The 14571-nt window shown below is 58.7% G+C and carries 8 protein-coding genes and 1 pseudogene; 2 read left to right on the top strand and 7 right to left on the bottom strand.

Annotated elements, in window-relative coordinates:
• Positions 1–186 precede the first annotated feature (186 nt).
• Positions 187–1500: a lytic transglycosylase domain-containing protein gene (locus PCOSP_RS12195; RefSeq protein ID WP_464711428.1), complete on the bottom strand. Its 1314-nt coding sequence runs from the start codon at positions 1498–1500 to the stop codon at positions 187–189.
• Positions 1501–1717: 217 nt separating this feature from the next.
• On the opposite strand from PCOSP_RS12195, the gene PCOSP_RS12190 reads away from it, so the two are divergent.
• Entirely contained in the window at positions 1718–6835 is a 5118-nt protein-coding gene (locus PCOSP_RS12190) for an AvrE-family type 3 secretion system effector (protein WP_464711426.1), read from the top strand.
• 43 nt (positions 6836–6878) lie between these two features.
• On the opposite strand, the gene PCOSP_RS12185 is transcribed toward PCOSP_RS12190, so the two are convergent.
• A complete protein-coding gene (locus tag PCOSP_RS12185; RefSeq protein WP_434702660.1) occupies positions 6879–7268 on the bottom strand; it encodes a type III secretion system chaperone in 390 nt (129 codons plus the stop codon).
• Between the two features lie 299 nt (positions 7269–7567).
• Between PCOSP_RS12185 and PCOSP_RS12180 the strand changes: the two genes are divergently transcribed.
• Positions 7568–8734, top strand: a complete 1167-nt coding sequence (locus tag PCOSP_RS12180) for a pectate lyase (protein ID WP_464711425.1) — start codon at positions 7568–7570, stop codon at positions 8732–8734.
• 99 nt (positions 8735–8833) lie between these two features.
• Here the strand turns inward: PCOSP_RS12180 and PCOSP_RS12175 are convergent, their stop codons facing one another.
• The 5 genes and pseudogenes from PCOSP_RS12175 to PCOSP_RS12155 all read right to left on the bottom strand — a co-directional run bounded on the left by PCOSP_RS12175 (position 8834) and on the right by PCOSP_RS12155 (position 14415).
• On the bottom strand, positions 8834–9622 hold the full coding sequence (locus tag PCOSP_RS12175; protein ID WP_464711926.1) for a methyl-accepting chemotaxis protein: 789 nt from the start codon (positions 9620–9622) through the stop codon (positions 8834–8836).
• A 69-nt stretch (positions 9623–9691) separates the two neighbouring features.
• Positions 9692–10465 (bottom strand): annotated as a pseudogene (locus tag PCOSP_RS12170) (MCP four helix bundle domain-containing protein); the annotation flags it as partial.
• A 209-nt stretch (positions 10466–10674) separates the two neighbouring features.
• Positions 10675–11952 (bottom strand): diguanylate cyclase domain-containing protein, encoded by a 1278-nt coding sequence (locus tag PCOSP_RS12165; protein WP_464711423.1) that lies wholly within the window; start codon positions 11950–11952, stop codon positions 10675–10677.
• 4 nt (positions 11953–11956) lie between these two features.
• Positions 11957–12490, bottom strand: coding sequence for a YfiR family protein (locus tag PCOSP_RS12160; RefSeq protein ID WP_464711422.1), 534 nt, complete (start codon positions 12488–12490; stop codon positions 11957–11959).
• A complete protein-coding gene (locus tag PCOSP_RS12155; RefSeq protein WP_464711420.1) occupies positions 12487–14415 on the bottom strand; it encodes a TonB-dependent receptor plug domain-containing protein in 1929 nt (642 codons plus the stop codon). The genes PCOSP_RS12160 and PCOSP_RS12155 overlap by 4 nt, the downstream gene beginning before the upstream one ends.
• Positions 14416–14571: the final 156 nt, after the last annotated feature.

Below are 14571 nucleotides of genomic sequence, written 5' to 3'. Positions count from 1 at the left end.
ATATGTAGTAAAAATCGGCTCACAAAAACCGAGGAAAGTTCAAAAGCTTTTCGTTCAAAAAAATCTGCGGTGATCAGCTCCCAGGCAAAAAAAACCGATCGCACGCGGCCAGTGGAGCCCGTCACAAAAGCCGCATCTGGATGGCAGGCGCGAAAAGCGCACTAAGAAAGGGCGAAATTCAGATTTTTATTGGCGCGGGTCACTGGCGTAAACCACCACTCGCGGGCTGATCATCCTCTCGCCCTCTACGTGATACTCAGTGAATTCACGTCTGCGTGGCGACGAACGGTCTTCGATCGGCTGTGTCGCTTGTGCCGTCTGAGACAGGGTTGAGCTGTCGACCACAGGGACTGGCAGCGCAGGCTCGACCACCTTGGCTGACTTCAATGTCGGGCGCACTGGCCGGCGCTCAGTCACTGGACTTTCGTTGCGCTTAAAAACAACGGGGGTTACCGCAAAGCCGCCGGTGAGTCGTTCAATGCCCGCCTTCACCGCCTGACTCTGAGCCCGTGGTATCAGCAATCGGCTCGGCCCATCCAGGGTCTTTTTGCGCAAAAAAGCCGAGTTCAGCTTCAACAACTGGCTATTGCCGACCCCTGCCATGCTCGCGAGCTGGTCAAGGTCCACGGCGTGGTTAAGTTCAACCACGTCGAAGTAAGGCGCATTGGCCACCGGATTGAGCTGTACACCGTAAATTTCAGGGCTTCGGACGATCAAAGACAGCGCCAGCAACCGAGGCACGTAGTCCTCGGTTTCCCTGGGCAATGTCAGGTGCCAATAGTCGACCGGCAAGCCGCGCCGGCGATTGGCTTCGATGGCCCGCCCGACGGTGCCCTCGCCGGCGTTGTAGGCCGCCAGAGCCAATAGCCAGTCATTGTTGAATTGATCATGCAGGCGTGTGAGGTAATCCATCGCCGCCTTGCTCGAGGCGACTACATCGCGACGTGCATCGTACGTGGCGCTCTGGTGCAAATTGAAATCGCGCCCTGTAGCGGGAACGAACTGCCACAGCCCCGCCGCCGCGCGCGGGGAATAAGCCGTCGGGTTGTAGGAGCTTTCGATCATCGGTAACAGCGCCAGCTCCAGCGGCAGCTGGCGCTCATCCAGACGCTCGACAATGTAATGCAGGTAAGGGCCGGCACTGCGGCTGGCCTCGTGCATAAAACCTGGATGGCTTAGCAGCCAGTCACGCTGGCCGGCGATCCGCTTATTGATGCTCTGCCCCTGCGCCAACCCGCTTCGCTGGGCGATCCGCAGCCAGACATCTTCGCCGTTGTAGCGCGGCAAGTCGCTGAACAAGGCCTCGGGCTCCGCATTCAATGAGTAGCCATCCGGTTTATAAGCCAGGCCAGCCGCCAGGCGCGGCGTGCGCTCCAGGCGAGGCTGCGAATATTCAACTGTCTGGCAGCCTGCACACAGGGATCCCAACGCCAAGATAGCAATTTGAATCGAACGGGCAAGCGAGCGTGGGTTCGGGGCGTTAGCGGTGGCGGTTGGCATTGGCAGGATGTCCAAGTGGTGTCCCCCTACGTGGCGTGCGTGCCGTTCCGGTTCCCTTAAAGAAGGCGTTCCCGGTAGCCCCAAGCTTCGCAGACAGCTGATGTACTTATCGCTGCACGGAACCTGTCAGCGTTGCGCACCACTCAACGACAAAGGGAGCTTTCCAGAATGCAACCGAAGCTGATGTCAGACCATGACATGGACGGGGAGATACGAAATGCCGGCACCAACAGTCAACCGCACCACCAGTAATATCGTTCAACCAGAGCCACTAGAAGGCTCACGCCCTCACTCAGGTCTGCTCCAACGAACCGAACAACCGACCCAAGGCTCCTCCCACTCTCTGAGCGGCGTGGGAAAACGAATGCTGAAAAATGCCGGCAAGCTGTTCCAGAAAATCACACATCCTCGGCAAAAACCTGTCCAGCCGCGCGAGCCGAGAAACACCCAGCCCCTTCGTCCGCTGTCGAATGAACAGGTTGCAACGCAGGCAGCGCGCATGGCGCGCTCACCCCAGAGCCGGCTGCAAGGTGCCGATGGCACGCGCCAGTCACTGCTGCGTCCCGATCCGAACGAGGCCGGCGGCTCTGGGGGCGCGGTAGAGCAATCCAATCAATCGCCTCCCCTCCCGCCACCGACGGGGCCTGTGTTGCAGCGCAGCGGTGGCGGACGTTTCGACCTGACGCCAGACACCCTCGCGAGCCATGCACAACCGCAGGGCGCTATCGCGCTGGATGCCCATGGAAAGGCGGATTTCTCCACGTTCAGCACCTCTGGCCTGGCGCCCTTGCTGAGCAATGTCCTCGCCAAGCCAGGACAAACTTATCTGGCCCATCAGAGTCAGCAAGGCGTTCAAGGGCATCAATTGCTGGAGCAGAATGGACACTTGTTACATCTGACGCATGACGACAGTGCCCTGGCGTTAATCCGCAGCAGCAAGGAAACACTCGAGGTCACTGGTAATGGCCCACAGGCCGTAAGCCTGCAACGCGAAGCCAACCAGGTCCACGTCAATACTTCGGACGGCAGTCAGACCCAGGAATTGCCAGGCAAGGCACACATCGCCCATCTCACCGGCGTGCATCATCAGCACGATGGCGAACGCCTGCGTGTGCATGAAGACCGGCTGTATCAGTTTGATCCGATGGCCGCCCGTTGGAAGGCGCCTGAAGGCACCGAAGACCTCGCCTTCAACAGTCTCGCAACGGGCGGGAACGGCTCGATCTACGCCAAAAGTGATGATGTCGTCGTCGATCTCTCCAGCCCCTTGATGCCACACATTGAGGTCACTGATCTCAAGTCATTTTCGATTGCATCAGACAGTACAGCTGCGTTGCTTAGCGGCGATCAACCCCAGGTGATCCTGCTGGCTGATATGCGCGCTGGAATCGATGGGCCGCGCAAGGCAACAACAAAAACCCTGGAACTCGACGGCGGTCAAGCCCGGGCGGCTGCCGTTGGCCTGAGCGCCGACCGGTTATTTGTCGCTGACACCCAGGGCCGGCTCTACAGCGCAGACCGCAGCGCCTTTGAGAACGACGAACCCGTGCTGCAGCTCACGCCCGAACAGGCAGATTATCGGTTGGCCGACCAGGCGATGGGCGGCCATCACAGCGTCAGCGGGTTCATCAGCGGTGACGATGGGCGTGTCCATGCATTGGTCAAGAATCGTCAGGGTGAAACACACTCCCACGTGCTCGATGAACAGGGCTCCCGCCTCGAAAGCGGCTGGAATCTGAGCAGCGCGCTGGTTCTGCAGAATGTACGGGGGCTGACGGTGCCTGCAACGCCCCCGGCAGCTGACCGGCTCAACCTGGACAGGTCAGGGCTGGTAGGCCTCAGCGCCGGACGCGTCCAGCGCTGGGAAGCCACTGCTCAGTGCTGGAAGGACGCAGGAATCAAGGACATCGATCGCCTGCAACGCGGGGCCGACAGCAACGCCTATGTGCTCAAGGGCGGCAAGCTCCTCAAACTTGATGTAACCCCCGAACACCCCAGCGTCGCGTTCAGCCCCAACACAGCGCTGGCTCAAACGCCGCGTTCGACCAAGGTCGCCATGGGCAAAGAAATCGAAGGGCTCGAAGACCGGGTGATCACGGCCTTCGCCATGGTCAGCGACACACAATTCGTCGCACTCGACGACACCCATTGCCTGACCGCTCACAGCAAGGACGGCAAGCCCATCACGCTGGAATTTCCCGGGATGCAAGGTGATATCAAGACGCTGTCGCTGGACGAGAAGCATAACCTGCACGCACTCACCAGCACCGGCGAGCTTTTCCGCCTCTCCAAGGAGGATTGGCAGGCGGTGAATCTGGCTGACCATCTCCGAGCCAGATGGACACCTGTGCCCACGCCAGGGGGGCAACCGGTCAGTGCGCTCTACAGCAACGATAACAATGTGCTCAGCGCCCTGGTTGAGGATGAAGAGGAGCCCGTGCCGATGCAGCTCAAGGGCGGCCAGTGGCAGCCGTTCACGCCGCGGCCCGTTGAAGAGAATGGCCTGAACGATACGTACGCCCAAATCAAGCGAACGCATAAGACCGCGCGTATTCCAGGCACCGGGCTGACCGCCAGAGTGGACGTCAACGTACTAGGCCGTGGCGGCATGGAAAAAGGCAACCGGGCCAGCAAAAGTGAATTCATTCGCGCCAACGTGTACAAGAACACGTTGGAAATGCCCCGCTGGACAAAGAATGTCGGCAACTATATTCAACACCGTTATCACGGCCGGGACGGCCTGAAAGACGTATATGACAGCCAGTCGATCCTGTTCAAGCAACTGGAGCTGATTCATGAAACCGGAGGAAGGCCCCCGCTCCCGGGCAACGACCTCAAGGCACGCATCGCCCGGCTGGAACTGGGGCCCGCGGGCGCCACACTGATCAAGGAATTGGAGGCTTTTCGCGACGAGTTGGAAAAGCATAGCTACACGGCACTGATGTCCATCGGTCAGGGCTATGGTCAGTATAAGAACATGCGTCAGCGCGACGGTTTGCTCAATATGCACGGCGAACTGGCGAAGCCGTCGATACGCACTCAATTCGGCACAAAACTCGCTGACCTCGGCACCCGCCTCAACCTTAAAAGCTCCGGTCATGACTTGGTCAAGGAGCTGCAGGACGCGCTAACCCAGATCGCCCCTTCGGAGCAAAATCGCACCGCGCAATTGCTTGGCACGCTCAAGGACCACGGCCTGAAACTCAGTCATCAAAAAGCCGATATTCCCTTGGGGCAACGTCGCGATGCCGGCGACGATCATGGCTTGAGCAAAGCGCGCATGGCCCTGGACCTGGTGACCTTGAAAAGCCTTGGTTCGCTTCTGGACCAGGTCGAAATGCTCACGCCGCAGAGCGACATGGACGCGCTACAACAGAAACTGGCCACGCTACGCGATACCACCTACGGGGAGAACCCGGTCAAAGAAGTCACCGACATGGGCTTCACCGATAACGCCGCTTTGGAAAGTGCCTATGATGCGGTCAAGACATTCCTGAAGTCGTTCAAAAAACCCGACCATGCCGTCAGCGTCAACATGCGGGCCGCGACCGGCAGCAAGAACCAGGCAGAACTCGCTGACAAGTTCAAAGGCATTCTCAAGCAATTGGAACATGGCGACGATGAAATCGCCTTGCAACGCAGCTATGGGCTGAACCTCACCAGCCCGTTCACCACCTTCGCCGATAAAGCAATGGGGCCTTGGCTGACCGCTGGCGCCACTGGCAACCGGAACTACATCCTCAATGCCGAACGTAGCGATGCTGGCATCACCCTTTACCTGATAAACGAGGCTGCGGGTAATATCAGCGCGGGCACCGGCGGTGGCAAGGATTTCTGGCCGGGCTTTTTCGACGAGAACGATCCGGCTCGCAGTGTCGACATCGGTAACAACCGCACGATGAGGCCAAACTTTCGCCTGGGGGTGGACGTGACCGCCACCGCGGCGGCTAGCCAACGCGCCGGGGTGGTCTTCAGCGTTCCCGATGAAAACATCGACGAATTCGTCGATGACCTGTTCGAAGGAAAGCTCAATCCACTGGACGTCCTGAAAAAAGCAGTGGACCACGAAACGTACGAAGCCCGGCGGTTCAACTTCGATATCACCGCAGGCGGTAGCGCCGAACTGCGCGTCGGTTTCGGCCTGTCCGAGAACGACAGCAAGCCACTCTCGGCAGTGGCGCGCCTGGGAATCGCCGCGAATGTCACGGTCAATCTATTGACCTACACCGATTATTCCCTGGAGCAGAAGAATGACAAGGTCCAATTGCGCGAGGGCGGGAAGAATCGCCCACGCTTGTTCAACAGCCTGGCCCTCGGTGGAGGGCTGCGCGGACAGCTTGGCGGCACCCATACCGACCCGACGATAACCCCTGCCTCCGGACCGGCGCCCACGCCAGGCACGCAATCGGCCACCAACAACCTGGGCGTGGCTGCATCGGTGACCGTGGAGGCAAGAACCACCAAACGGGTCAAGTTCCGCTATGAGGTCGCGACGCCAATGACCTCGAAAACCCTCGAAAAACTGTCGACCAAACTGGCGGACGCCTTCAAGGACAATGCCATGAAAACCAGCCTGGCTGAATTGGCCGACCCACTCAATGCACGCTACACCGGCAAGAGCCCTGAGGAAGCGATTCAGGCGCAGCTTGATGGTCTTAACGAGCTGTTTGCCGGTAAGTCTTCGCAGAGCGATGCGCAATACAAGGCCCTGCGGGAGCTGAAACGTGCAACGGTGCGACAGGAGGCATCGACCAACAACCACAGCGTATTGAGCAACGCTCGCTTTGAGACGAGCAAAACCGATCTCTCGGGCCTGGATCAGCCGAGCATGATCACCAAAATCATCAGCTCGGTAAGCAACCTGAGCGCTCCCGGTAATGCCTCGAAGGTCGCCGACCTGATGAACCGGGATCCGAAACTCAAGGCCATGCTCAAGGAAATGCAAGCGAGTGAAGGTACGCTTGCCCGCGTCCGTCTGGAGCCGAAGGATTCACTGATCGACGAAATTGATGAGGGGAGCCGCAACGGCACGATGACCCAGGGCCAACTCGCGACCCAATTGGAAAATCGCAAAAACATGCGGATCATGCGGCTGACGGTTTTCCATTCGGTCACCCAGGCAGAGCCCTTCACGTCTCCAACGCCGCTGGTCAGCTATAACAGCGGGGCGACGCTGAGCGTCACCAAAACGCTCGGGCGTATCAATTTCATTTACGGTGAAGACCAGGACACGCCCATTGGCTATAGCTTTGACGGTGAGCTGTCACGGCCGTCAGAGCCACTTAAGAATGCGGCTGAGCTATTGAAACAGGAGGGGTTTGAACTCAAGACCTGACAGTCCAGGGGAAAGCGCCGGTGCAAGGCGGCGCTTTCTCGCTTCAAGCCTGCAAAAACGTCCGAGCTTCGCGTGCTTGGGCGATAAAACCTCGAGCAGTGTTACAGAATCCAGGTTCATCGAGGGATAACAACTCACGCTGGGCACACAGGCGCACATCCCCTTGGTCAATGGCGAACCAGCAGCCATGCAAACGGGCGACATCAAAATTCAGGCTCAACAGGCGCTGCAAGTCGGCAGGTCGCTCCGGACAGCGGCCTACCTTGCAATGAAGGATCACCATCTCGCTGTGCTCGGGCAACTCGATCACAGCAGCCTCATTTTCTTGGCTGTCATACAAGGCACACACGCCGTTCTGCAGGGACAATGAAGTGCCGAGCTGTGCGCCCAGAGCAGTCAGGAAACGGGTGAAATCAGGTGCTGGGGTTCTCATCGTCGTAGTCCTTCAACAGGAAAAAGCCTAGGTTCGCCATGCACTTGGTGGTCGCAGGACAGCATCGGTTCCGACGACAAATCCTGCGGTGGGGCCGCAACGCCAGCAATCCGTCCCCAGTGCAGCAGCAATATCTGGGACGCGGAATCGGGAACCCATCGGCTCCCGTTGCCACTCACTTCGAACAACGTCAAACCCATCCCTTGATTTCGTCTTCGAACGAAAGCGATTCCGCGTCCAGCCCGTCGGGAAACCTAGGAACTGGCGCGACGTCCTGTCATCCAACGAGGTAAAGCACCATGAGCATCGGCATTACCCAACGACCGATTCAGCACACCCCATCCAACCTGGATTTTTCAGCGTTGGACGGTAGCCGTCCCTATAGCGGCCATGCACTTGGCGAGCAAACCACTCAGCAAGCAGTAAGTCCCGGCGCACTGCTGTTCGGCAGCGACAAACAAAAAGAGATCAATTTCGGGCCGCCCGATAACACCCTACAGCCGCCGGGAGACAAGAGCCGTTTGGGTGACAATCAGTCCAACCTGATTCAGTTGCTCAGCGCGCTCATCATCGCCCTGCTGCAGATGCTCATGAAGTCTGCGGATAAGAACCCGAACCAGGAGCAAACCGAGGGTCAGGACTCGCATCAGAACAACGGGCTCGGAACGCAACTGGCCGACAGCGGGGACACCGACACGACGTCCGACGCAACAAGTGGAGACAATGGAACAGGCAGTGACCGCGACAGCGACGGCGTAACGCCGCCTGCCACCACGCCGCTGGCCAATGCCAAGCACAACACCGCTGCGGATACCGGCACCCTTTCAGATCCGACGAGGTTCCCCACGGCATCCAACGGTGCCAAGGTTGTGAATGAAACCATCAAGGTAGGCCCGGGCGAGACTTTCGATGGTCACAACCAGACCTTCACGGCCGGCTCCAAGTTGGGCAATGGCGACCAGAGCGAAGACCAGAAGCCCTTGTTCGAACTGGCCGAAGGCGCAACGCTGAAAAATGTCATTCTGGGTGACAACGAAGCGGATGGCATCCATGTCCGCGCCGCCAACGAAAAGCCGGTCACTGTCGATAATGTGCACTGGACGGACGTCGGTGAAGATGCTCTCACCGTGAAGCCTGAGGGTGGTGCAGATGTCACCAACCTAAACATCACCAACAGCAGCGCCAAAGGGGCCAATGACAAGATCTTCCAACTCAACGCCAATGCCCACGTCAAGCTCGATAATTTCCAGGCCAGCGACTTCGGCACACTCATGCGCACCAATGGCGGCAAGCAGTTCGACAAGATGGAACTCGAGCTCAATAACGTGCAGGCCGAGCACGGAAAATTTGCCTTTGTCAAAAGCGACAGCGAAAACCTGAAACTGACCACCAGCAACATCCGCCTGACCGACGTCCAGCATCACTATGACAAAACCAAGGCCTCGACCCAGCACACGGAGCGCTAGCGCCCTGAAAAACCGCCGCCAATTCTCGGGCGGCGGTTTTCTAGACGCGCGCGTTTTGGAGTTTCGACGAGACGACAGCGCTCCCTGCGCGTAAGAAACCTAGAGAACAAAGCTCTTCATCGTTTCACGTAAGTCGCTGACCACTTGGTTGAGTTCGTTAGTGGTGGTGAATGCCTTGGCTGCGACCTCCCGGGACCCGACGGAAAAGTCTCTGATGTTCAGCAAATTGTGGTCCACCTCTCGAGCCACCACCGCTTGCTGCTGCATCGCACTGGCAATGGTGTGATTGCGTTCCAATATTTGCTCCACGGCAAGGGTAATTTCATCCAATGCCCCACCTGCTGAACGCGCAACGTCGAGCGTACCGTCGGCTTTTAGCGTGCAGCCTTTCATCAGCAGCACGGAATCTTCAATATCGCCACGGATCCCCGCGACCATCTCTTCGATTTCCAAGGTCGATTGCTGGGTGCGATAAGCCAGGCCCCGCACCTCGTCGGCAACCACCGCAAAACCGCGGCCCGCATCACCCGCGCGAGCCGCTTCGATGGCAGCGTTCAAAGCCAGCAGATTGGTCTGCTCGGCGATGGAGCGGATGACTTCCAGGACCCTTTCGATATCCTGGCTCTTTCGGGCGAGCTCGCCGACCTGAGTCGACGTCTTTTGTACTTCTTCGATCATTTGCTGAATCGCGTTGACGGTCGCTACCACCATCTCCCGGCCCTGTTTCGAAGAGCTGCTGGCGGTGCCTGAAGCCTGCGAGGCCAAGAGTGCATTACGGGCAACTTCTTCCACCGCTGCGCTCATTTGCGTCACCGCACTGGCAGCCTGCTCGATTTCCTGGTTCTGCCGGTTCAAGCCCGCCGAGCTTTGCTCGGAAAGGGTTTTCATATCTTCGGAGGTATGCGACAGATGGTCGGCGGACACATAAATGCTGTTGATCGTGTTACGCAGGCTCTGCTGCATACGCTCCAAGGCCTTGAGCAAACGAGCCGGCTCGTCCGACCCTTCAATGTCCTGTGTGGAGGTAAGATTACCCACCGCGACCGACTCGGCCATTGCCAGCGCACGGGCCAGCGGTTTCAAGAAGCTGCGAGCCAACACCCAAGCCACACCGCCTCCTAAAACGATGAGCGCAATGGTCGCCCCCCACATGACAAGACTGAATTCGCTGGCCACCGCATAAGCTTGACTGGCAGCCTGTTTGCTCATGCCCTCTTCGAGATCGATCAATTGGTTGATCAGATACAACCATTCCACGAACGCAGGACGGGCTTGAGTCAGCAACAGCTCAAGGGCCTGGGGACCCTGGTCATTCAGACGCATTTCCACCACGCGCTCGATCAGGGGCAGGGTTTTCGCCTCAATGGCCTTGATCTTCGCCAGTGCATTGCGCTCTTCAGAGGTAATGTCATTGCGACTGGCGAACATTTGATCGAGCTTTTCAGCCGAGGCAGCATAGTCTTCCGAGAGCTTTTTTATCTTTGCCAGCTCTGGTGGTATCTCTGCGTCGTTTGCGATCAGCAATGTATCGCGCAACACAATCGCTCGGTCATGCACACTGCCGCGAAAGTTAATCGCATAGCGGGCTTTGACGTTATTGACGTCGTTGATACCGGAGAGGGTGTTTTTGATATAGGTCACTTGAGAGGTCGCTAGCCACGTTAGCGCGGTCGACAGCGCCAAGATAAACGCGAAACCAAAACCTAGCCGGGTGCTGACATTGAGTTTCATCATGGGGTTCTGACTTTATGATTCATCAAGCCATGCAACCCCGCTATCGAGAAGGGGCAGGGCTTCAATCTCAGTGGATTACGTCCGTGTAGGGGGGCCACAAGAACTGGCTCATTCACGGTCCAGCTTGGGGGTGAGCCCTTTTCAGTTCCATCGGGGGGGCCTGATTTTCAGGTAGGGCGTGCCCTATGTTTCGTGGCGATCAAGGCTCATGGGCTGACCGAGCCGCCCTCCATCTCCGGTGCATACAGATAGAAGTTATTCTTACCATTGCCCTTGGCGTGATACATGGCCATGTCTGCGTTGCGCAGGAGGCTGACAGTGTCTGACGCGTGATCGGGACACAGGCTGATGCCCAAGCTCGCGCCGATGTTTATCTGATGCCCATCGATGCCAAAGGAACTCGACAGCGCGCCGACGATGTTCGAAGCAACCTGGGTGGCCTGAGTGGCGTTGGCTCGACTTTCCAGGATCACGGCAAATTCGTCACCTCCAATCCGACACACCACATCGCTACTGCGTAATGTGCTACGCAGTCGTTCAGCGACGAGGGTCAGGAGTGTGTCTCCGGTCTCGTGGCCGAGCGTGTCATTGACGATCTTGAAGTCGTCCAGGTCGATGAAAAGTAGCGCGCAGGACGTGCCGTAGCGCAGCACCTCGGTCACCGCCGTCTCGAGTTTCTCCTTGAAGTAATGCCGGTTATGCAGGCCGGTAACCGGATCGTAATAGGCCAGTTTGTTGAGCTGCTGTTCAGCCAGACGGCGCTGCTGCAGTTCGGCGCTGGTTCGCGCGTCGTGCCATTCAAGCTGCGCCATCAAGTCATTGAAACTTTGGGCGAGACGGCCGGCCTCATCACCTCCGTACACGATCGCCCGCAGGCTGAAATCCCGCTTGGCGCTGATCTGCTCGGTCAACTGAACCAGGCTCAACAACGGCTGCACGATGCTCGACGCCATTCGACGCGAAAGTACTAGGGACAAAAACAGGGCCAGGGCGGCTGCGTGCAACCCGAACGCGGTCTGAAACGCCAGACTGCGGTACAAAGAGGAAAGGCTCGCTTGCACCACGACATTGCCGATGACCCGACCGTGGAGCACAACCGGCTGGCGCACGAGCAGAGAGCGCCAACCGATACCTTCGGCCATTACCCGACCGGCGCCCTCCTCCTTGGCTTCCCGCTGATAAGTGGCCAACTCCTGGCCATCGGGCAACAGGAACGCCGCCCAGGTAATGTCCGGAATGTGCGTCAGGGAGTTCAGCGTTTCTTGCGCCTCCTGGGCGTCGTGGAACATGACCGCCGCGGCCCCATTACTGCCGATCACCATGGCATGGACCCTTATGGCTTCTGTTAATGCGTTGCGTTGCACGACCATCTGGTAGGCCAACAGTGTCAGTAGCAGAAGCGCCATGACCGCAGCGGTCAGTAGAAATCCCGTGTGGGTGAGCTTGTCGCGTAGCGGCCGATCCTTGAAGGGTAAGGAACGCATAGGTTTAGGACCTGTTCGCCACGAAACTGGCGAGTTTGAGCAAGCGAGAACTGAAGTCCAGATTCACCCGCCGCGCGGCAGTCAGGTTGACGTCGAAAACGATGCGAGGGCCCTGCCGGCGCATTTCGATCATGATGCCCCGATCGGCAAAGCCGGCCGCGTCGGTGATGGTCAGGATCGGCGCCGCGGCAAGCTGCTGAAGCAGCGCATCGAGCGTCCTACTGTTGTGCTCGTCGACATAGAGCACCTGGCAGCCGGTGAGCGAAGTATTGGGCGCAATCCACCGTATGACGATCGGCTGGCCGTTCTGTGCGGGCTTGCCCTTGAGCCGGGCCAACTCTTCATCCAGGGGGGTACTGCCGAGTACACAGACCTGGAAGTCAGCGGTAGACAACGAGGGCCACTGGGCGAACAGTGTGAAGTTGTAGAGATAGGCGACCTTCATCGCGCGTTCGTCCACCGCCGCGTCAGCCGAGACGGGCGGACTTGGCAGGTACCAAGTGGCAAAAACGAGCAGGTGGAGGACGATAGCCTTCATTGGAACGCATACCCCACGCTGAACCATAGGCTGCGTTCGCCCCGCTCGATCTCGCCGTCGTAAAGTGAGGCGTCCCTGTATTGGCGATCGAAAAGATTGCGCACCGCGGCGGTGACGCTTACACCTGGCAGGACTTCCTCGCTCGTCAGGGTAAGGTCAGCGATCGCATAGCCGGAAGCGCTCGTTTCGGGTGTTACCAGGCGCTTACCCACGTAGCGGCCAGCGAGGCTCGCGCGCAGATGTTCCCCAGCCAGCGGCACGGATACCTGCAGCTTGCTCAAGTGATGCGGCGAATTGACCAGATTACGACCGAGGTTGTCTTCGGAGCGCTGCAGAGTATGACTGGCACGAAACTGAACACGACGCCATTGCCATTGTGTTTCGAGTTCCGCGCCGAGGGTGTCGACCCGCTCCAATGTCGGTTCCGCGAAACGTCGTATGGGGTCCGTGATGCCGTAGCGATAGAGACTGCCCAGCACACGGAAGTCGCCGCGGCGATAATCAGCGACGAACTCCGTGGTGGCGACACGTTCCGACTCGACGGAGGGAATGCTATACAGGGTCTGCTCATTACGGCTGGCAAAGCGGGTGGCGGTGCCTTGGGACAGAGACAGGGTAGTGTAAGGCAGACCGGTATAGCTCAGGGCGGCGCGGGGCGCGCTACGCACCATCGTGCCGCTGCTGTTGCGCCGATCGACACGCACCCCCAGGTTCAAACTCAGGTCGTGAGCAAGCTCAATCTCGTCCTGGACAAAAACGCTGAGGGTTTGGGCTGCGCCCTCGCTGTGATAGTCCTCGTATTCGTCGCGGCGGGGAAAGTAGCTCTGTATCTGCTGGTCCTGCTGGTAGTCGTTACGGTACTCGCTACCCAGCACCAAACGGTGGCCCTCGAAGGCGACACTGCTGACTGTGCCCTCCAGATCCCACCAACGTCCGTCGGCGCTGATGTGCTCGGTGAACGGGCGTTCGTCCTCGACAGGTTCGCGATAAGCGCTACGGTACAAATAGCTGCCATAAGAAAGTTTGACCGAGGAGCGATAGCTACCGTGGTCGGTATCGTGGCCGAGCTTCCAGAAGGTGTTTTCATCGGAGAAGTTCCATCTGGCGCCAAGGGGGATCGTCACCTCCTGCTGATTGCGCTCAGCGAATGCTCCCTCAAGGCTCCACGCGCCTTGCGATCCCTTGATGAACAGTCGCTGCCCGTCCAGATCATCGCGCAAGACGTCACCGTCAAAGTGGACATCGGGCAGATCAGCCTTGGACGCCGAGGCCGAAACCAGCCATTCACCGCCGTTTTCCAGACGCTCACCCCAACTGGCGCGGACCTTGCGATCCTGGTTCGAGCCGGTCGTCACGGCCACCTGGCTACCGTTCAGGTCGCGGCCGCGAAGGGTCACAACGTTGATAACACCGAGTAAGGCATTGTTGCCGTACAGCGCGGCGCCTGGTCCCGGCGCATATTCGACCCGTTCGATCAATTCGGTGTCGAGCAGGCCATCCTCGCCGAGGTAGATCTGGTTGTAGATGTTGTCGGCGACCGGTTGGCCGTCGATACGCAACATGACGCGCCCGGCGTATTCGCCGGGCAGGCCATAACCACGCCCTCCGGGAAAATAATAGGCGCCATCGAAGCCGATGTTCAGGCCACGCATATTGTTCAGAATTTCGGCGAGCGTCCGGTAACCGAAGCGACGTATTTCCTCGGCGGTGACCACCGAAACGGCGGATGGCGCGTCGGTGAGCTGCTGAGAGAATTGCGAGGCACCGACCACTTCGGTGTCGAGCAACTGCTCAAAAGGGAGGCTGGTCAGATCCTGGGCGACTACCGCACGTGAGAGCAGCCAGAAGCCCGAAACCCAGAGGCATCGACAGACGCTATGCAAAGCGTACCGGGTTGGCGGCGCGACGACGGGGCGTAATGGCATGGTCTGGGTCGGGCTCTCTTGGCCTTGGCACTGAAACCGTTGCGTTCGGATCGACCCTGCTTCGGAGAGCAGAATGCCTGTAGTGCCTGGCTTTTTTGTGCTGACTTTCTGGGATCTGTGGCTGCCTGGCGCGCATCAAAGGCGTTGGCAGCTGCA

This window comes from Pseudomonas sp. MAFF 730105, from assembly GCF_055380705.1.
The sequence above is the reverse complement of the archived record's forward strand: the minus strand, read 5'-3'. Positions and strand labels throughout refer to the sequence as shown.